Origin of the sequence: Enterobacter cloacae complex sp. P12RS, assembly GCF_014895875.1 — a bacterium.
GTDB lineage: Bacteria > Pseudomonadota > Gammaproteobacteria > Enterobacterales > Enterobacteriaceae > Enterobacter > Enterobacter bugandensis.
In genome coordinates, this window is sequence record NZ_JADBQO010000032.1 from 67,451 (window position 1) to 84,920 (window position 17,470).

18 protein-coding genes are annotated in these 17,470 nt (G+C 55.9%); 9 read left to right on the forward strand and 9 right to left on the reverse strand.

What is annotated here, in order from left to right; genetic code table 11:
- The first annotated feature begins 154 nt into the window (after positions 1-154).
- Both msrA and IM284_RS17695 read left to right on the forward strand, forming a co-directional pair.
- Complete coding sequence (gene msrA / locus IM284_RS17690) at positions 155-796, forward strand: peptide-methionine (S)-S-oxide reductase MsrA (RefSeq protein ID WP_028015284.1); 642 nt, start codon at positions 155-157, stop codon at positions 794-796.
- 211 nt (positions 797-1,007) lie between these two features.
- On the forward strand, positions 1,008-2,345 hold the full coding sequence (locus tag IM284_RS17695) for a hemolysin family protein (RefSeq protein ID WP_028015283.1): 1,338 nt from the start codon (positions 1,008-1,010) through the stop codon (positions 2,343-2,345).
- A 75-nt stretch (positions 2,346-2,420) separates the two neighbouring features.
- On the opposite strand, the gene IM284_RS17700 is transcribed toward IM284_RS17695, so the two are convergent.
- Positions 2,421-2,627, reverse strand: a complete 207-nt coding sequence (locus tag IM284_RS17700; RefSeq protein ID WP_008501430.1) for a DUF1107 domain-containing protein — start codon at positions 2,625-2,627, stop codon at positions 2,421-2,423.
- Between the two features lie 324 nt (positions 2,628-2,951).
- On the opposite strand from IM284_RS17700, the gene IM284_RS17705 reads away from it, so the two are divergent.
- Positions 2,952-3,509: a YtfJ family protein gene (locus IM284_RS17705; RefSeq protein ID WP_028015282.1), complete on the forward strand. Its 558-nt coding sequence runs from the start codon at positions 2,952-2,954 to the stop codon at positions 3,507-3,509.
- Here IM284_RS17705 and cysQ read toward each other — a convergent pair.
- Positions 3,503-4,243 carry a 3'(2'),5'-bisphosphate nucleotidase CysQ gene (cysQ, locus tag IM284_RS17710; RefSeq protein WP_028015281.1) on the reverse strand — a complete coding sequence of 247 codons (741 nt, stop codon included), beginning with the start codon at positions 4,241-4,243 and terminating at the stop codon, positions 3,503-3,505. The genes IM284_RS17705 and cysQ overlap by 7 nt on opposite strands.
- A gap of 190 nt (positions 4,244-4,433) precedes the next feature.
- Here cysQ and IM284_RS17715 point away from each other — a divergent pair, with 190 nt between their 5' ends.
- A complete protein-coding gene (locus IM284_RS17715) occupies positions 4,434-6,377 on the forward strand; it encodes a bifunctional 2',3'-cyclic-nucleotide 2'-phosphodiesterase/3'-nucleotidase (RefSeq protein ID WP_047366991.1) in 1,944 nt (647 codons plus the stop codon).
- A gap of 40 nt (positions 6,378-6,417) precedes the next feature.
- On the opposite strand, the gene IM284_RS17720 is transcribed toward IM284_RS17715, so the two are convergent.
- A complete protein-coding gene (locus IM284_RS17720; protein WP_047366990.1) occupies positions 6,418-6,804 on the reverse strand; it encodes a helix-turn-helix domain-containing protein in 387 nt (128 codons plus the stop codon).
- An 84-nt stretch (positions 6,805-6,888) separates the two neighbouring features.
- Here IM284_RS17720 and IM284_RS17725 point away from each other — a divergent pair, with 84 nt between their 5' ends.
- The 3 genes from IM284_RS17725 (at position 6,889) to IM284_RS17735 (ending at position 9,683) form a co-directional block, all read left to right on the forward strand.
- Positions 6,889-7,737 carry an SDR family oxidoreductase gene (locus IM284_RS17725; protein WP_047366989.1) on the forward strand — a complete coding sequence of 283 codons (849 nt, stop codon included), beginning with the start codon at positions 6,889-6,891 and terminating at the stop codon, positions 7,735-7,737.
- An 80-nt stretch (positions 7,738-7,817) separates the two neighbouring features.
- Complete coding sequence (locus tag IM284_RS17730) at positions 7,818-8,642, forward strand: AraC family transcriptional regulator (RefSeq protein WP_047366988.1); 825 nt, start codon at positions 7,818-7,820, stop codon at positions 8,640-8,642.
- 75 nt (positions 8,643-8,717) lie between these two features.
- Positions 8,718-9,683 carry a DMT family transporter gene (locus IM284_RS17735; RefSeq protein WP_047366987.1) on the forward strand — a complete coding sequence of 322 codons (966 nt, stop codon included), beginning with the start codon at positions 8,718-8,720 and terminating at the stop codon, positions 9,681-9,683.
- 79 nt (positions 9,684-9,762) lie between these two features.
- Here the strand turns inward: IM284_RS17735 and IM284_RS17740 are convergent, their stop codons facing one another.
- Positions 9,763-11,412 (reverse strand): methyl-accepting chemotaxis protein, encoded by a 1,650-nt coding sequence (locus IM284_RS17740; protein WP_047366986.1) that lies wholly within the window; start codon positions 11,410-11,412, stop codon positions 9,763-9,765.
- A gap of 244 nt (positions 11,413-11,656) precedes the next feature.
- On the opposite strand from IM284_RS17740, the gene ytfE reads away from it, so the two are divergent.
- Positions 11,657-12,319, forward strand: a complete 663-nt coding sequence (gene ytfE, locus IM284_RS17745) for an iron-sulfur cluster repair protein YtfE (RefSeq protein WP_047366985.1) — start codon at positions 11,657-11,659, stop codon at positions 12,317-12,319.
- Positions 12,320-12,405: 86 nt separating this feature from the next.
- On the opposite strand, the gene cycA is transcribed toward ytfE, so the two are convergent.
- Together cycA and fklB are read right to left on the reverse strand one after the other, a co-directional pair.
- Positions 12,406-13,815: a D-serine/D-alanine/glycine transporter gene (gene cycA, locus IM284_RS17750; protein ID WP_047366984.1), complete on the reverse strand. Its 1,410-nt coding sequence runs from the start codon at positions 13,813-13,815 to the stop codon at positions 12,406-12,408.
- Positions 13,816-14,127: 312 nt separating this feature from the next.
- Complete coding sequence (gene fklB, locus IM284_RS17755; protein ID WP_008502892.1) at positions 14,128-14,748, reverse strand: FKBP-type peptidyl-prolyl cis-trans isomerase; 621 nt, start codon at positions 14,746-14,748, stop codon at positions 14,128-14,130.
- A gap of 233 nt (positions 14,749-14,981) precedes the next feature.
- On the opposite strand from fklB, the gene IM284_RS17760 reads away from it, so the two are divergent.
- Positions 14,982-15,620 (forward strand): OapA family protein, encoded by a 639-nt coding sequence (locus IM284_RS17760; protein ID WP_028015272.1) that lies wholly within the window; start codon positions 14,982-14,984, stop codon positions 15,618-15,620.
- 46 nt (positions 15,621-15,666) lie between these two features.
- Here the strand turns inward: IM284_RS17760 and IM284_RS17765 are convergent, their stop codons facing one another.
- The 3 genes from IM284_RS17765 to rpsR form a co-directional block, all read right to left on the reverse strand.
- Positions 15,667-16,596, reverse strand: a complete 930-nt coding sequence (locus IM284_RS17765) for a DMT family transporter (RefSeq protein WP_047366983.1) — start codon at positions 16,594-16,596, stop codon at positions 15,667-15,669.
- Positions 16,597-16,748: 152 nt separating this feature from the next.
- Positions 16,749-17,198, reverse strand: a complete 450-nt coding sequence (gene rplI, locus IM284_RS17770) for a 50S ribosomal protein L9 (RefSeq protein WP_006810372.1) — start codon at positions 17,196-17,198, stop codon at positions 16,749-16,751.
- Positions 17,199-17,239: 41 nt separating this feature from the next.
- Positions 17,240-17,467 (reverse strand): 30S ribosomal protein S18, encoded by a 228-nt coding sequence (gene rpsR / locus IM284_RS17775; RefSeq protein ID WP_000135199.1) that lies wholly within the window; start codon positions 17,465-17,467, stop codon positions 17,240-17,242.
- Between the last annotated feature and the right edge of the window lie 3 nt (positions 17,468-17,470).

Consider the following 17,470-nt stretch of genomic DNA (forward strand, 5'->3'; position numbering starts at 1 on the left):
CGGAAGCCAAAAACCCAAATCGTGGGTTGAAAACGGGTGTAACACCCAAATATTTCTTATGATTAAATCTAGTCTCATTCAGCGCATTTATTGTGTTCAATTAAACGCTTCGTGACAACCTTAACCGAAACATCGCACCCCGGGAGGCCCCATCGTGAGTTTATTCGACAAGAAGCATCTGGTTTCACAAGCTGATGCATTACCGGGACGCAACACCCCTATGCCTGTGGCGACCTTACACGCCGTCAATAACCATTCAATGACCAACGTTCCTGATGGAATGGAAATCGCCCTGTTCGCCATGGGCTGCTTCTGGGGCGTTGAGCGCCTCTTCTGGCAGTTGCCCGGCGTTTACAGCACCGCGGCCGGCTACACGGGCGGTTATACGCCGAATCCAACCTACCGCGAAGTCTGCTCCGGCGAAACCGGTCATGCGGAAGCGGTCCGCGTGGTATATGACCCGACGGTCATCAGCTACGAACAGCTCCTGCAGGTCTTCTGGGAGAATCATGACCCGGCGCAGGGCATGCGTCAGGGCAACGACCACGGCACACAGTATCGCTCGGCCATTTATCCGCTCACGCCTGAGCAGGACGCCGCCGCGCGCGCCAGCCTTGAGCGGTTCCAGCAGGCCATGCGTGAAGCAGGCGATACGCGCGAGGTGACCACGGAAATCGCCACCGCGAAGCCGTTCTACTATGCCGAGGACGATCATCAGCAGTATCTGCACAAAAACCCGTACGGCTACTGCGGCATCGGGGGCATCGGCGTCTGCCTGCCGCCACAGTTGGCCTGATTATTAACCGTTAAATCGTCACCCGTACCGGACAGCGCACGCTGTCCGGTCTGTTTTATGCCAAAAATGTGACCTCTGGCAGATTTACATCTCTTTACGCTATACTACCGCTGAAATAATCGGCTCAACGCTACGAGCTGACGTTCTACGTGTTTTCACACAAATGGTATCAACTCCCCTTCTGAGGATCTGGCGAGAAGCCGGATAAACTATGTTAAACAGTATTTTAGTAATACTTTGTCTTATTGCCGTCAGTGCATTTTTCTCGATATCTGAGATCTCGCTGGCCGCGTCCCGTAAAATCAAACTGAAGCTGCTTGCCGACGAGGGCAACATCAATGCCACCCGCATCCTGAAAATGCAGGAAAACCCCGGCATGTTCTTCACCGTGGTGCAGATTGGCCTTAACGCGGTCGCCATTCTCGGCGGTATCGTGGGCGATGCGGCCTTTTCTCCAGCGTTTTATAGCCTCTTTGTCAAATACATGTCCGCTGAGCTTGCCGAACAGCTGAGCTTTATTCTCTCCTTCTCGCTGGTAACCGGCCTGTTCATCCTCTTTGCAGACCTGACCCCGAAACGCATCGGTATGATTGCGCCAGAAGCTGTAGCTTTGCGTATCATCAACCCGATGCGCTTCTGTCTGTACGTGTTTCGTCCGCTGGTGTGGTTCTTCAACGGCCTGGCGAACGTGATTTTCCGCATCTTTAAGCTGCCAATGGTGCGTAAAGACGACATCACCTCTGACGACATTTATGCGGTGGTGGAAGCCGGCGCGCTGGCCGGAGTGCTGCGTAAGCAGGAACACGAGCTGATTGAGAACGTATTTGAACTGGAATCCCGTACCGTGCCCTCTTCCATGACGGGCCGCGAAAACATTATCTGGTTCGATTTACATGAAGATGAGCAGAGCCTGAAGAACAAAGTAGCGCAGCATCCTCACTCCAAGTTCTTGGTCTGTAATGAAGATATCGACCACATCATCGGTTACGTCGACTCCAAAGACCTGCTGAACCGCGTGCTGGCAAACCAGAGCCTGGCGCTGAACAGCGGCGTGCAGATCCGCAATACCCTGATTGTGCCGGACACCCTGACGCTCTCCGAAGCGCTGGAAAGTTTCAAAACCGCCGGGGAAGACTTCGCGGTGATCATGAATGAATACGCGCTGGTGGTGGGTATCATCACGCTGAACGACGTGATGACCACGCTGATGGGAGACCTGGTTGGCCAGGGACTGGAAGAGCAGATTGTTCAGCGTGACGATAATTCATGGCTGATCGACGGCGGTACGCCGATTGAAGACGTCATGCGCGTGCTGGATATCGACGAGTTCCCGCAGTCCGGTAACTACGAAACCATCGGCGGCTTTATGATGTTTATGCTGCGTAAAATCCCGAAACGCACCGACTCGGTGAAGTTCTCCGGCTACAAGTTTGAGGTGGTGGATATTGATAACTATCGCATCGACCAGCTGCTGGTGACGCGTATCGACAACAAGCCGACCGTACTGGTGCCGAAGCTGCCGGACGCGGAAGAGAAGGTGTCGGCGTAACGTTCCTGCCCCCACAAACATCAACGGCTCCCATCGGGAGCCGTCTTTTTAACTACCTACTGCATAGCACGTTGGTTAAGCCATCTCAGTTTGCAGACGCATAACCTGACGGTTGACTTCGGACATCACAGACAGGTGCTGTTTGTCCTTCACTTTTGGGACAAGGATCTTGCCCTTATCAAACTCAAAAGCGCCAACATCCTTGATGTACAACCGTCCACGGAACAGGATCTTCACGTACTTCGCCACCTGAAGCGGGTTGTAGCGTTGGAAAATTTTCATTCTTGTATCTCCTGCGAATCATACGCTCTTGCGATGCCACAATCGGCCCGACTGTCCTGAGCGCAAATTTTGATGCCCAATGACTATAGACCAGAACTACGGTGTTACCCAGTGTGCATAAGTTTATTTACCGTTTGATTACAATTATTCAGAATAATCTTTGCAAAGCGTGATAGAGAGCAGTATAAGCCGTCGTTTTTTCATGGATATGTGCGTTCACCCGCAAACTGGCACTGGGATTGCGGGAAAACCACATTGATCGCACTTATGATTAAAAGCGTATGACCAAGTGGTCGGATCACCTGCAAACAATAAGGAAACGCCATGACCCTACGTAATATCCTTGCGGCAGCTTGTCTGCTGCTGCCCCTGTGGGCTTCCGCTCACAGCATTGAAAAAGGACAACGTGTACCGCCAGTCGGCATTGCTGACCGGGGAGAATTGATTCTCGACAATGATAAGTTTAGCTATAAAGCCTGGAATAGCGCGCAGCTCGCGGGCAAAGTGAGAGTTGTACAACATATTGCCGGTCGTACATCCGCAAAAGAGAAGAATGCCAGCCTCGTGGAGGCGATCAAGGCCGCAAAATTCCCTCATGACCGCTACCAGACCACCACGATTGTGAACACCGATGATGCCATTCCGGGCTCCGGGATGTTTGTGCGCTCAAGCCTTGAGAGCAATAAAAAGCTCTACCCGTGGTCGCAGTTTATCGTTGACAGCAATGGCGTGACGCGTAAGGCCTGGCAGCTTGAGGAAGAGAGCTCCGCGATTGTCGTGCTGGATAAGGACGGCCGCGTGCAGTGGGTGAAAGACGGCGCGTTAACTCAGGAAGAGGTGCAGCAGGTTGTCGCCCTGCTGCACAAACTGCTGGCTCAGTAAAGAGAGACGCGGAAGCCGGGGTTGAGGAATGATTCGCGCGGGGTATAGTCCAGCGGCTTGCCCTGCCAGTCATGGACATGCGCCCCGGCGGCCGCGGCAACGGCATGGCCTGCCGCGGTATCCCAGACGTTGGTTGGCCCAAAGCGCGGATACAGCTGCGCCTGACCTTCCGCCACCAGGCAGAATTTCAGCGACGAGCCAATCGAGGTGGTCTGGTGTTCACCCAGCTGTTGCAGGTATTCCTCCAGCTCGCTGTCGCTGTGCGAGCGGCTAATCACCACCAGCGGGGGACGGGCATCGCGCACCTGGATCTGCTTGCGTACGCCGCACTCCTCCTTCCAGGCCTTCCCTTCTGCGGCGCTGTACATCACCTTCATTACCGGCGCGTAGACCACGCCGAGCACCGCTTTACCCTTCTCAATCAGGGCAATATTGACGGTGAACTCACCGTTGCGCTTGATGAACTCTTTTGTCCCGTCCAGCGGATCGACCAGCCAGTAGCGCTGCCAGTGCTGGCGCTCGTCCCAGCTTTGCGGCGCTTCTTCAGACAGAACGGGGATATCCGGCGTTAAGGCCTGCAGACCTTGCAGGATCACCTTATGCGCCGCGATATCGGCCGCCGTGACCGGGGAGTCGTCCGCCTTGCTGACGACCTCCATCGGTTTAACACCGTCATACACCTGCATGATGGCATCTCCCGCATCCCGTGCGAGCTGACAAATCTTATCTAGCATTTTCCACCTCTTTGTTAACGCAGTGAGGTTAACTCTTTGTTTTAGTTATATCGTAATGTGAACAATTCCGCTATCTGTGAAGCAATTCCGGTTTCAGGTCGCTTTTTTCTGTCAGGATTCACATTTCTGTAAGCAACAAACGATAGATACATACTCTTTTGTGGAACGGATCGAAAAAAGGACTCCTCTGATGATTAAGTTTAGTGCAACGCTTCTGGCGACGCTGATTGCAGCGAGCGTGCAGGCGGCGACGGTAGATCTGCGTATTCTGGAAACGACCGATCTGCACAGCAATATGATGGACTTCGATTACTACAAAGATACCCCTACGGAAAAATTCGGACTGGTACGTACAGCAAGTTTGATCAACGCCGCGCGGGGTGAAGTCAAAAATAGCGTGCTGGTGGACAACGGCGATCTCATTCAGGGCAGCCCGCTTGGCGATTACATGGCGGCGAAAGGTCTGAAGAAAGGCGAGATCCATCCGGTTTATAAAGCGATGAACACGCTGGACTATGCCGTCGGCAACCTGGGCAACCACGAATTCAACTACGGCCTGAAATACCTGCACGATGCGCTGGCCGGCGCGAAGTTCCCGTACGTTAACGCCAATATCATCGACGTTAAGACGCAAAAGCCGCTCTTTACCCCTTACCTGATTAAAGAGAGTGAAGTTGTCGATCGGGACGGTAAAAAGCAGACGCTGAAAATCGGCTATATCGGCTTCGTACCGCCGCAGATCATGACCTGGGATAAAGCCAACCTCGACGGCAAAGTGACCGTTAATGACATTACCGAAACCGCGCGCAAGTACGTGCCGGAAATGCGCGCGAAAGGCGCAGATCTGGTGGTGATTGTCGCCCACTCGGGTCTCTCCGCCGATCCGTATCAGGCCATGGCGGAGAACTCCGTTTACTATCTGAGCGAAGTCCCGGGCGTTGACGCGATCCTGTTCGGCCACGCTCACGCCGTTTTCCCGGGCAAAGATTTTGCCAGCATTAAAGGGGCGGATATCGAGAAAGGGACGCTCAACGGCGTGCCGTCGGTGATGCCGGGCATGTGGGGCGACCACCTTGGCGTGGTGGATCTGGTGCTAAATAACGACAGCGGCAGCTGGAAGGTGACGCAGTCAAAAGCCGAAGCGCGCCCGATTTACGACGCGGCGGCTAAAAAATCCCTGGCCGCGGAAGATAAAAAGCTGGTCGACGTGCTGAAGCACGACCACGACGCCACCCGCGAATTCGTCAGCAAGCCGATCGGCAAATCCGCCGACAACATGTACAGCTTCCTGGCGCTGGTGCAGGACGATCCGACCGTTCAGGTAGTCAACATGGCCCAGAAAGCCTATGCCGAACACTTTGTTCAGGGCGATCCGGATCTGGCAAAACTGCCGGTGCTGTCTGCCGCAGCGCCATTCAAAGTGGGCGGACGCAAGAACGACCCGGCAAGCTATGTTGAGGTCGAAAAAGGCCAGCTGACCTTCCGTAACGCCGCCGATCTCTATCTCTACCCGAATACCCTGGTGGTGGTTAAAGCCACGGGGAAAGAGGTGAAGGAGTGGCTGGAATGCTCCGCCGGGCAGTTTAACCAGATCGACCCGAAGAGCAGTAAACCACAGCCGCTGATTAACTGGGACGGCTTCCGCACCTACAACTTCGACGTGATCGACGGCGTAAATTACCAGATTGACGTCACCCAGCCGGCAAAATATGACGGCGAGTGCCAGGCGATTAACCCGCAGGCCGAACGCATCAAAAACCTGACGTTCAACGGCAAGGCGATCGATCCGAATGCCACCTTCCTGGTGGTGACCAATAACTACCGCGCCTACGGCGGCAAGTTTGCCGGTACGGGCGATAGCCACATCGCTTTTGCGTCACCGGACGAAAACCGCTCGGTGCTGGCGGCGTGGATCGGCGCGGAGTCGAAGAAGGCGGGCGAAATTCACCCGGCGGTGGATAACAACTGGCGTCTTGCGCCAATCCACAGCGATGCGAAACTGGATATCCGCTTTGAAACGTCACCGTCCGATAAGGCAGCCGCGTTTATTAAGGATAAGGCGCAGTATCCGATGAAAAAGGTCGCGACGGATGATATCGGGTTCGCGATTTATCAGGTGGATTTAAGCAGGTAGCGGTGATTGTGCCGGGTAAAGCGAAACCGCCACCCGGCTTTTACGCCGCACGCTCATCCCGATTCGCCATCACCTTCGGCGTATTGACTTCAATCCAGTCCGCCAGCGCGGCGACTTTCTCGCTCACCTCAATGCCCATCGGTGTCAGGCTATACTCGACGTGCGGCGGCACGACCGGATACGACACGCGATCGACAAACCCGTCCAGCTCCAGCGCCTGAAGCGACTGGGACAGCATCTTTTCGCTCACCCCGCCCATTTTATGGCGCAGCTCGCTAAAACGGTGCGTTCCTCCGCGCAGAGCCAGCAGGATCAGCACGCCCCAGCGGCTGGTAACGTGTTTAAGCACCTCCCGTGAAGGGCACTGTTCCGCGAAGAGATTACCATCTCGCATTTGCTCGCTAAGCGTTGGGATCGTTTTTTTCATACTTACCTTTTTGTGCGTACTTACTAAAAGTTAGCTATGGTGATAGTGTGCCACAACACCAGACAAACACGAAGGAGATTTATCATGATCGCGATTACCGGCGCTACCGGCCAGCTTGGCCAGCACGTTATTGAAGAACTGCTGAAAACCGTTCCAGCAAACCAGATTGTTGCCATTGTTCGTAACCCGGCGAAAGCTGAAGCGTTAAGCAACCAGGGTATTGTGGTTCGTCAGGCGGATTACACCGATAAGGCCGCCTTTACTGCCGCGCTGAGCGGCGTGGAAAAGCTGCTGCTCATCTCCTCCAGCGAAGTGGGCCAGCGCGCGACCCAGCACCAGAACGTTATCAACGCCGCCAAAGCGGCAGGCGTGAAATTTATCGCCTACACCAGCCTGCTGCACGCGGATAAATCACCGCTGGGTCTGCACGTTGAACATGTCGAAACCGAGAAAGCGCTGGCAGAATCTGGCGTGCCATACGCCCTGCTGCGCAACGGCTGGTACACCGAAAACTACCTGGCGAGCGCGCCGCCTGCGCTGGAACACGGCGTATTCATTGGTGCCGCAGGCGAAGGCAAAATTGCCTCTGCCACCCGCGCAGACTATGCCGCGGCGGCAGCCAAAGTGATCGCTGAAGAGGGTCATGCGGGCAAGGTATACGAACTGGCAGGCGACCACGGCTGGACATTAAGCGATTTGGCGGCGGAACTGAGCAAGCAGAGCGGTAAACCTGTGGCGTATCAAAACCTGAGCGAAGCGGACTTTGCAGCCGCATTGAAGAGCGTGGGTTTACCCGCCGGGCTGGCGGATATGCTGGCGGACTCCGACGTGGGCGCGTCCAAAGGCGGCCTGTTTGACGACAGCCGTACCCTGAGCAAGCTGATCGGCCGCCCGACCACACCGCTGGCGGAGAGCGTCAAAGCCATTCTGTAATTGTTACGGATTGGTTATTTTTTGTGGCATCCCCTCGGGTCATCTCTGATAATGAAGCGATGACCCAGAGGAGGCTCACCGTGCAAGGCGTACCGGAACAGTTTATTGATGAGAGAGACAGCGCGCGCTTTCGCCATCTGGCGCAGCTGCCGGGCCTTGAACTCTATCACGCGCATATCTCTGACTACGCCTTTGAGCCCCACACCCATGAAGCCTTCGGCATCGGCACCATCGAAACCGGCGCCGAACGCTTTCGCTATCGCGGCACCCAGCATCTCGCACCTGAAAAATCCGTTGTTACCATGAACCCGGACGAGATCCATACCGGGGAGTCCGCGACCGAAGACGGCTGGCGCTACCGGATGGTCTACATCGAACCCGATCTTCTGGAAGAGGTAACCGGCCTGCGCCACTGGTGGTTCAGCGACGTAACCCGTTACGACCCGCAGCGCTCTCAGCAGATCGGCAGGCTAATTTACGGCCTGTGGCATACGGACGATCCGCTGGCGCAAAAAGGCTTATTGCTGGATCTGATCGAGACCTTTCAGCCGCTAGCCCATCACGCGCCGGTGGTTCAGGAAGGCGCACACCGGTTCGAGCGCGTGCGCGAGTATTTGCACGACAACTATATGCACGCCCTGACGCTGGACGAACTGGCGAACGTTGTCTCGCTCAGCCCGTACCATTTCCAGCGCCAGTTCAAAGCCCATTTTCACGTTACGCCGCACCAGATGTTGATGGCCATCCGCCTGTGGCGCGCCAAGGCGTTTCTCACCCACGGTATGCCCGCCGCCGAAGTCGCCGCCGCAACGGGGCTGACCGACCAGTCGCATTTAACCCGCGCCTTCACCCGCCGCTACGGCATTACGCCCGTGCGCTACCAGAAACAGGTCACCCGGCGCTAATGCGCAATCTCATACAATACGCGCGCGTTTCCCCCTTCTAGACTGAGTGCAGAGTAAATCAATGTGGATGGAAAAATGATTAGCGGCGTGTTGTATGCCCTGCTTGCAGGTCTGATGTGGGGGCTGATCTTTGTCGGCCCTCTGATCGTGCCGGAATACCCGGCGATATTGCAGTCTACCGGACGTTATCTGGCGCTCGGGCTGATTGCCCTTCCTCTGGCATGGCTGGGGCGTAGGCGCTTGCGACAGCTCAGCCGTCAGGACTGGGGCACCGCGCTGGCGCTGACCATGATGGGCAATCTCATCTATTACGTCTGCCTGGCAAGCGCCATTCAGCGAACCGGAGCGCCGGTGTCGACCATGATTATCGGCACGCTGCCGGTGGTCATCCCCATCTTCGCGAATCTGCTCTATAGACATCGGGACGGCAAGCTGGCGTGGTCGAAAATGATACCCGCCCTGGCCTGCACCGCCGTGGGGCTGGTGTGCGTCAATATCGCCGAGCTGCGCCACGGCCTGGCAGACTTCAGCTTATGGCGTTACGGTTCGGGGATCGTTTTAGCGTTCATCTCGGTCGCATGCTGGGCCTGGTACGCCCTGCGCAATGCGCGCTGGCTGCGGGAGAACCCGGACAAACACCCGATGATGTGGGCAACGGCGCAGGCGCTGGTCACGCTCCCCGTCTCGTTAGTGGGGTATGCTGGCGCATGCCTCTGGCTGGGTCATCAGCAGCCGGAATTTGCCCAGCCCTTCGGGCCAAGACCCTGGGTCTTTATTGGCTTAATGGTTGCGATTGCGGTGCTGTGCTCCTGGGTGGGCGCGCTGTGCTGGAACATTGCCAGCCAGAAGCTGCCGACGGTGATCTTAGGGCCGCTGATTGTGTTCGAAACCCTGGCCGGACTGCTGTACACCTTCCTGATGCGCCAGAGCGTGCCGCCGCTGTTAACGGCCTGCGGGATCGCGCTGCTGGTGGTGGGGGTGGTGATGGCGGTAAGAGCGAAGCCGGAAAAACCGAGGGTCGTTCCAGCTTCGGAGATGTGAGTAATGCCCAGCGGCGCTACGCTTGCAGGGCCTACAAAACAGTAGGTCTGGTAAGGCGTAGCCGCCACCGGGCAAGCCCTTAAAACGTTTCCCAGTTCGCTTCAGACGCCGTCGCTGCTGGCTGCGTTTTTGGCACATAGGTTTTCACCGGTGCCGCTTTGACCGCCTGATTACGCGTTATTTTGAACACTGCTACCGCTTCGTTCAGGCGTGCGGCCTGATCTTCCAGCGCCGCCGCTGCCGCCGCAGACTCCTCAACCAGCGAGGCGTTCTGCTGGGTCACGCGGTCCATCTCAGCTACCGCCTGACCCACCTGGTCGATACCGCGGCTCTGCTCGTCAGAGGCAGAGGCAATTTCGCCCATGATGTCGGTCACGCGGGTAACCGCGTTAACGATTTCCGCCATCGTCGCGCCCGCTTCGTTCACCAGCTGGGAACCCGCGTTGACGCGTTCGCCGGAATCATCGATCAGCGCCTTAATCTCTTTCGCCGCCTGGGCGCTGCGCTGGGCAAGCGTGCGTACTTCACCTGCAACCACCGCAAAGCCACGGCCCTGCTCGCCCGCACGCGCCGCTTCCACCGCCGCGTTCAGCGCCAGAATGTTGGTCTGGAAGGCAATGCCGTCGATAACGTTAGTAATTTGCGCGATTTTGCTGGAGCTGGTGGCGATCTCGTCCATGGTGCGCACCACGCCTTCCACCACGTTACCGCCCTTCTTCGCGGTTGAGGAGGCATCCAGCGCCAGACGAGACGCCTGACGCGCGTTATCCGCGTTCTGCTTCACGGTGGCGGTCAGCTGTTCCATGCTGGCTGCCGTCTCTTCCAGAGACGCGGCCTGCTGCTCGGTACGGGAAGAGAGGTCGTTGCTGCCCGCCGAGATTTCACCCGCACCGGTATAGATGGTATCTGCGCCTTCACGCACCACGCCCACGGTGTTCGCCAGCGAGGTTTGCATCTCCTGCACGTTGCGCGCCAGGATAGCCATTTCGTTTTTGCCTTCAGCCTGAATCGGCTGGGTTAAATCCCCTGCCGCGATGGCGCGGATATGGTTGATCACCTCTTCCAGCGGCAGGAGCAGTACCCGGCGCATGGCGATCCAACTGGAGATAATCACCGCAATGACGAGGATCATGACGGCAGAAAGGATCCACAGGATGCGCTTGTAGTCGCTTTCGTTATCCTGAATGCCTTTACTGGTGAGCGCAGCCTGCGCCTCGCGCCACTCGCGATAGACCTTTTGCATTGCCGTCTGCTTCTGTTCGGCATTCTGTTTGAACATATCTTCCAGGTTGCCCTGGCCCAGCAGAACGTTCATTTGCGTCAACGTGGCGGAGTAAATGCGGTACTGCTCTTCCAGCCGATCGGCCAGGTTCTCATCCAGACCCGGGGTATTCGGCAGGGCGTAGTATTTGTCGTAATGGACCTGCGCATTGGCCAGCAGATTTTTCGCGGTGTTAACCAGCTCGTTCAGCTGTCCGCCGTTAATCTGAGAGGCCATGCTGCTTTGCAGACGCAGCATCCCGCGGTTTAGCGTGACGCGCGCCTGGTTCAGGCTGATCCAGGCGTCGGTAAATTCCGCCACGTTCTGGCTGGAAAGCTGCGACACGGTGAAGTTGTCTTTATCGTTATTCAGCGCGTTGATAAAGATACCCGCGGAAATCACTTGCATGATGCCGAGCACAAGCAGCACCGAAATAAGAAGAGTAATGACTTTTATACGTTTAAACATGCGTTGCCTTTGTTATATGCAGGTTTGTCTGACGTGTATCTATCGGCACGCGCGGCGGGTTGTTTACTGTTTCTCCACCTTTAAAAACTTTCTAAACCACTTTCCTAAATCCATTCAGAGAGTTAAACGGGACATTTTTTTGTGATCCGTATCGCACTTTACCCCTTCCCTCTAAAGGGTTATAGCGCCGCCTTAAAGATGCATTTAATATGCATCTTATATTTTTAATGACGAGGTAACTGCTATGGCCTTTCGCGACCACCCCCTCGGCGAGCTGGCGCTCTCCATCCCTCGCGCTTCCGCGCTGTTCCGTAAATACGATATGGATTACTGCTGCGGCGGTAAGCAAACGCTGGCGCGAGCGGCCTCGCGCAAGGAACTGGACGTGGAGGCTATCGAAGCGGAGCTGGCGCTGCTGGCTGAACAGCCTGTTGAAAAAGACTGGCGCACCGCCCCGCTCACGGAAATCATCGACCATATCATCGTGCGTTACCACGACCGCCACCGTGAACAACTGCCTGAGCTGATCCTGCAGGCAACGAAAGTTGAGCGCGTACATGCCGACAAGCCTTCCGTGCCGCGCGGTCTGGCAAAATACCTGACCATGCTGCATGAAGAGCTTTCCAGCCACATGATGAAAGAAGAGCAGATCCTCTTCCCGATGATTAAACAGGGAATGGGAAGCCAGGCGATGGGACCTATCAGCGTAATGGAAAGCGAGCACGATGACGCGGGCGAACTGCTGGATGTGATCAAACACACCACTAACAACGTCACGCCGCCGCCGGAAGCGTGCACCACCTGGAAAGCGATGTACAACGGCATTAACGAGATGATTGACGACCTGATGGAGCACATCAGTCTTGAGAATAACGTGCTGTTCCCGCGGGCATTGGCGGGGGAATAAAAAAGCCCGGTGGCGCTAGCGCTTACCGGGCCTACAACGTCCTCGAACATAGGCCGGGTAAGCGTCAGCGCCACCCGGCAATATGCTTAACGCATGCCTGCCATCCGTTTCTTACCGATAAACAGCCAGCCCAGCCCCAGCGCGATAAACCACAGCGGCGTGACGACCAGCGCCTGACGGGTGTCATCTTCGAGCGTCAGCAGCACCAGCACGAACACGAAGAACGCCATGCACACCCAGCACATCAGCTTGCCCAGCGGCATCTTGTAGATCGACTTCTCATGCAGGTGCGGACGCTGTTTGCGGTACACGAGGTACGAGCACAGGATAATGGTCCAGACGAACATGAACAGGATCGCCGACACCGTGGTGATCATGGTAAACGCGCCAATTACGCTTGGGTTCACGTAGAGCATCACCACGCCACCCAGCAGGCACATGCAGGAGAAGGTCAGCCCTTTCGCCGGTACCGCACGTTTAGAGAGTTTCGCAAAGGCGCTCGGCGCCACGCCCTCCTGCGCCAGACCAAACAGCATACGGCTGGTTGAGAACACGCCGCTGTTCGCAGACGATGCCGCAGAGGTCAGCACCACGAAGTTAATCAGGCTCGCCGCAGCAGGCAGCCCTACCAGCACGAACAGCTCAACGAACGGGCTCTTGCTGGGCACCACGGAGCTCCACGGCGTCACGGACATGATGATGATCAGCGCGAAGACGTAGAACATGATGATACGCACCGGTATGGAGTTGATGGCGCGCGGCAGGGACTTCTCCGGATCTTTGGTTTCCGCAGCGGTCGTTCCGACAAGCTCAATCCCCACAAACGCAAACACCGCAATCTGGAAGCCCGCAAAGAAGCCGCTGATGCCTTTCGGGAACCAGCCGCCGTCATTCCACAGATGGGTGAAGGACGCCTGAACGCCCGTTGGCGACTGGAAGTGCGTCAGGACCATCACCAGGCCCACCACAATCAGCCCCACGATAGCGACAATCTTGATCATCGCGAACCAGAACTCCATCTCACCGAACATTTTCACGGTGGCGAGGTTGAGGCTCAGCAGCAGAATAATCACCGCCAGCGAGGCGACCCAGTCCGACAGCCCCGGGAACCAGAACTGCGCGTAAGCGGTAATCGCCACGACGTCCGCCATGCCGGTGACCACCCAGCAGAACCAGTAGGTCCAGCCGGTAAAGTAGCCCGCCCACGGGCCGAGCAGGTCCGACGCGAAGTCGCTGAAGGATTTGTATTCGAGGTTCGAGAGCAGCAATTCACCCATTGCGCGCATCACGAAGAAGAGCATAAAACCGATGATCATATAAACGAAGATGATCGACGGCCCGGCAAGACTGATGGTTTTGCCCGACCCCATAAACAGCCCGGTGCCGATGGCACCGCCGATGGCGATAAGCTGTATATGACGGTTTGTGAGATTGCGCCGTAGCGACTGTTCAGACGTCGCCTCTTCTGCAGCGGCGACTTTGACCTGATCTACCATGTAATTTTTCCTGTTTATGCCTGTCTGTGTTGTTAAGGCTCTTCTGGCCTTTAAAAACGTCAAATAAATGACGGTCCCTTCGTAAGGGTTTATCGATATTAGGTAAGAATCGGCGGGATGAATACTATGATTTAGATATTATGTTAATAATATGTTGAAAGTGAGTGTCATATCACTCATACAGCGCGAAACAGCTCACAAAAATACACGCAACAGTTTCGTTTGCAAGATAAAATGTTGATTCCGTCGTAACTATGGGTTTTATCACTATTTTCCTCTCCCCGGGCGGAGAGAGGAAATAAGAAAAGTCGATTACAGGATTTCCAGCAGCTCGACTTCAAATACCAGGGTGCTGAATGGCGGGATGGACGCGCCAGCGCCACGCTCGCCGTAAGCCAGGTTGTGCGGGATGGTCAGTTCCCATTTGGAACCCACAGGCATCAGGGTCAGGGCTTCGATCCAGCCCGCAATTACGCCGTTGACCGGGAACTCAGCCGGTTCGCCGCGCGCCACGGAGCTGTCGAACACGGTTCCGTCGATCAGCTTACCGGTGTAGTGCACGCGAACGTGGTCGGTACGCGCCGGGATAGCGCCGTCGCCCTGGTTGATCACGCGGAACTGCAGGCCAGACTCGGTGCTGTTCACACCTTCGCGCTCGCGGTTCTCTTCCAGATATTTCACGCCTTCGGCTGCCATCTCTTCGAAGCGCGCGCGACGCACGGCGTCAGCACGTTCGTGGATTTCACGCAGCGCACGATGCACAACGTCAACCGGAACGGCAGGCTGTTTGCCTTCCAGCGCATCAGCGATACCCGCCACCAGCGCTTCAGGTAACAGACCTTCCAGGCCGGATTCGCTCAGCTGCTGTCCTACCTGCAAGCCGATACCGTAACTTGCCTGCGCTTCGATAGTGTCAAAAGTCGGGGTGGTCATGGGTTTTCCTTCCATCACATTTAAAGTAGCGGGCAGCATATCAGCCATGCCCTTATGGGTAAAACTTTGTCTGAAGTTAAGGTGACAAACCGCGACGAAACAGAAACAATAGAGACAACCAGGATTAATCCCGAACTGATGTCACGGATGTCCGGTTTGCTACGTCGTTCAGGCAGTTAGCGAACTATACTTCGAAGCACAGGATATAAAAGACGCGGAGCAGGAGGAGAGCCATGCCCGGGCGATTTGAACTGAAACCTACCCTGGCGAAAATCTGGCAGGCGCCGGACAATTTTCGCATTATGGACCCGCTGCCTCCTCTGCACCGCAGGGGGATTATCATTGGTGCGCTGATGGTGATCGTGGGCTTCCTGCTTCCTTCCGGCGGTGATGATGTTGATACCGCGCCGGTCACCCGCAATGCGCAGCTGGATCTTCAGTCGCAAACGCGGCCGCAGCCTGACGCGCAGCCGATGCAGACGCAGCTGGTAACCCCGTCTAACGATCCGGGTCAGGTCGCGCCTGTTGAACCCGAACCCGTTCAGGATGAACAGGAGCAGGCCGCAGCGCCGTCTGAGCCGCAAACCCAGCAGCCGACCGGCATCGAGCAACAGTGGCGTTCCTATCGCGTGGAGCCGGGCAAAACCCTGGCACAGCTTTTCCGCGACCACAACCTGCCGCCGACCGACGTGTATGCCATGGCAAAAGTGGAAGGCGCAGGTAAACCGCTGAGTAACTTACAGAACGGCCAGATGGTGCAGATTCGCCAGAACGCCAGCGGGGTGGTCACCGGGCTGACCATTGATACCGGAAATGGGCAGCAGGTGCTATTTACCCGCCAGCCGGACGGCAGTTTCATCAGAGCACGTTAATGGCGTATGCCGGGTAAGGCGAAGCCGCCACCCGGCACTTTTGTTCTCAGGCACTCCGTTTATTCACCCACCAGATCCCCGAGCAGACCAGCACCAGCGCAATCGCATATTTGATATCCAGAATATTTTCGCCGAGGAAAATGGCGGAAAGCACCGTCCCTGCAACAGGAATGACAAAGTTGAACGGAGCAATCATGCTTACCCGGTTCACTTTCAGCAGCGCGCTCCACAGGGCGAACGCCACCGATGAGAGCAGCGTCAGATACCCCAGCACCGCAACGGCCTTCATGCTGTGCACTTCCAGCGTTCCGCCCGTGGCATAACCTCCCGCAACCAGCGCAGCCCCGCCTATCGCCAGTTGCCAGCCGGTCATCACCGTTGGGTCGACGGTCTGGGAAATACGTTTCCCGTAAAGCGTGGCGGCAGAGAGAATAAAAGCCGCCAGCACCACAAAACCGTCGCCTTTCCAGATAAACTGGAAATCGCTTAACCCACTGTGAAAGTTCACCAGCATCACCCCGGCAAACCCAAGAATACAGCCTAGCGTTTTGTTATAGCTGAGTTTGTCATTGTGGTAGATAAAGTGCGCCAGCAGTACGCTGAAGAAAGTCCCGGTGGCGTTCATGATTGAGCCGTTTACCCCCGTCGTGTAGGCCAGTCCTATATAGAAGAATGTGTACTGAATGGTGGTCTGGGTCAGCCCGAGGATCGTGAGTTGGCCAAACTGCGCGGGCGTGAGCCTGCCAATCGGTTTGCGCTGGACCAGCGCAAACAGCAGCAGCAAGGCACCGGCAAACAGAAAACGGTATCCGGCAAAAACGACTTTGGACGGAATATCATCGGTCGCGATCTGAAAGAGTTCGTAGCCATTTTTAATGGCCGGGTACGAGCTCCCCCAAAGCAGGCAGCAGAGCGTGGCGCAGGCGTAGGCCACATGTCGACGGGCAAAGACGGGCGTGGGCAGAGCGGTATCCATGACAAATCTCATAAATAAAATTGCGTTTCAATTTATTATCAGAGAATGCGTCAGGAATAGCTACCATACGAGATAAAAAGAGAATTTCCGGTAGCTTTAAATAGCAAAACGCCGGCACAAGGCCGGCGCTTCGACGCGAGCAGAGTAAAAAATTACTCAGCTACAACGTTAACAACCAGTTTAGCGAACACTTCGCTGTGAACCTGGAAGTCAACTTCGTGCTCACCAGTGGTACGCAGAACGCCGTTCGGCATGCGAACTTCGCTCTTAGCCACTTTAACGCCTGCTGCAGTAACTGCATCAGCGATATCGCGGGTACCGATGGAACCGAACAGTTTACCTTCGTCGCCAGCTTTGGAAGCGATGGTAACAGTGCCCAGTGCGTTGATTGCTTCAGCGCGAGCGTTAGCAGCCGCCAGAACGTCAGCCAGTTTGGCTTCCAGTTCAGCGCGACGTGCTTCGAAAAACTCTACGTTTTTCTTAGTAGCTGGAACAGCTTTACCCTGTGGAACCAGGAAGTTACGAGCGTAGCCCGCTTTAACGTTAACCTGATCACCCAGGCTGCCCAGGTTTGCTACTTTATCAAGCAGAATAACTTGCATTACCTTATCCTCTTAAAGTCGTATTAATGGACCGTGCCCGATTACTGATGACGATCAGTGTACGGCAGCAGGGACAGGTAGCGAGCGCGTTTGATAGCGCGAGCCAGCTGACGCTGATATTTTGCACGAGTACCGGTGATACGGCTTGGGACAATCTTACCGCTTTCGGTGATGTAGTTTTTCAGCGTTGCGATATCTTTATAGTCGATCTCTTGAACGCCTTCCGCGGTGAAACGGCAGAACTTGCGACGACGGAAATAACGTGCCATATG

Excerpts from the sequence above, each read along its gene's own strand:
- IM284_RS17695 (WP_028015283.1), top strand. The coding sequence starts at position 1,008 with ATGTTAAACAGTATTTTAGTAATACTTTGTCTTATTGCCGTCAGTGCA.
- IM284_RS17700 (WP_008501430.1), bottom strand. The coding sequence starts at position 2,627 with ATGAAAATTTTCCAACGCTACAACCCGCTTCAGGTGGCGAAGTACGTG.
- IM284_RS17705 (WP_028015282.1), top strand. The coding sequence starts at position 2,952 with ATGACCCTACGTAATATCCTTGCGGCAGCTTGTCTGCTGCTGCCCCTG.
- cysQ (WP_028015281.1), bottom strand. The coding sequence starts at position 4,243 with ATGCTAGATAAGATTTGTCAGCTCGCACGGGATGCGGGAGATGCCATC.
- IM284_RS17715 (WP_047366991.1), top strand. The coding sequence starts at position 4,434 with ATGATTAAGTTTAGTGCAACGCTTCTGGCGACGCTGATTGCAGCGAGC.
- IM284_RS17720 (WP_047366990.1), bottom strand. The coding sequence starts at position 6,804 with ATGAAAAAAACGATCCCAACGCTTAGCGAGCAAATGCGAGATGGTAAT.
- IM284_RS17725 (WP_047366989.1), top strand. The coding sequence starts at position 6,889 with ATGATCGCGATTACCGGCGCTACCGGCCAGCTTGGCCAGCACGTTATT.
- IM284_RS17735 (WP_047366987.1), top strand. The coding sequence starts at position 8,718 with ATGATTAGCGGCGTGTTGTATGCCCTGCTTGCAGGTCTGATGTGGGGG.
- IM284_RS17740 (WP_047366986.1), bottom strand. The coding sequence starts at position 11,412 with ATGTTTAAACGTATAAAAGTCATTACTCTTCTTATTTCGGTGCTGCTT.
- ytfE (WP_047366985.1), top strand. The coding sequence starts at position 11,657 with ATGGCCTTTCGCGACCACCCCCTCGGCGAGCTGGCGCTCTCCATCCCT.
- cycA (WP_047366984.1), bottom strand. The coding sequence starts at position 13,815 with ATGGTAGATCAGGTCAAAGTCGCCGCTGCAGAAGAGGCGACGTCTGAA.
- fklB (WP_008502892.1), bottom strand. The coding sequence starts at position 14,748 with ATGACCACCCCGACTTTTGACACTATCGAAGCGCAGGCAAGTTACGGT.
- IM284_RS17760 (WP_028015272.1), top strand. The coding sequence starts at position 14,982 with ATGCCCGGGCGATTTGAACTGAAACCTACCCTGGCGAAAATCTGGCAG.
- IM284_RS17765 (WP_047366983.1), bottom strand. The coding sequence starts at position 16,596 with ATGGATACCGCTCTGCCCACGCCCGTCTTTGCCCGTCGACATGTGGCC.
- rplI (WP_006810372.1), bottom strand. The coding sequence starts at position 17,198 with ATGCAAGTTATTCTGCTTGATAAAGTAGCAAACCTGGGCAGCCTGGGT.
- rpsR (WP_000135199.1), bottom strand. The coding sequence starts at position 17,467 with ATGGCACGTTATTTCCGTCGTCGCAAGTTCTGCCGTTTCACCGCGGAA.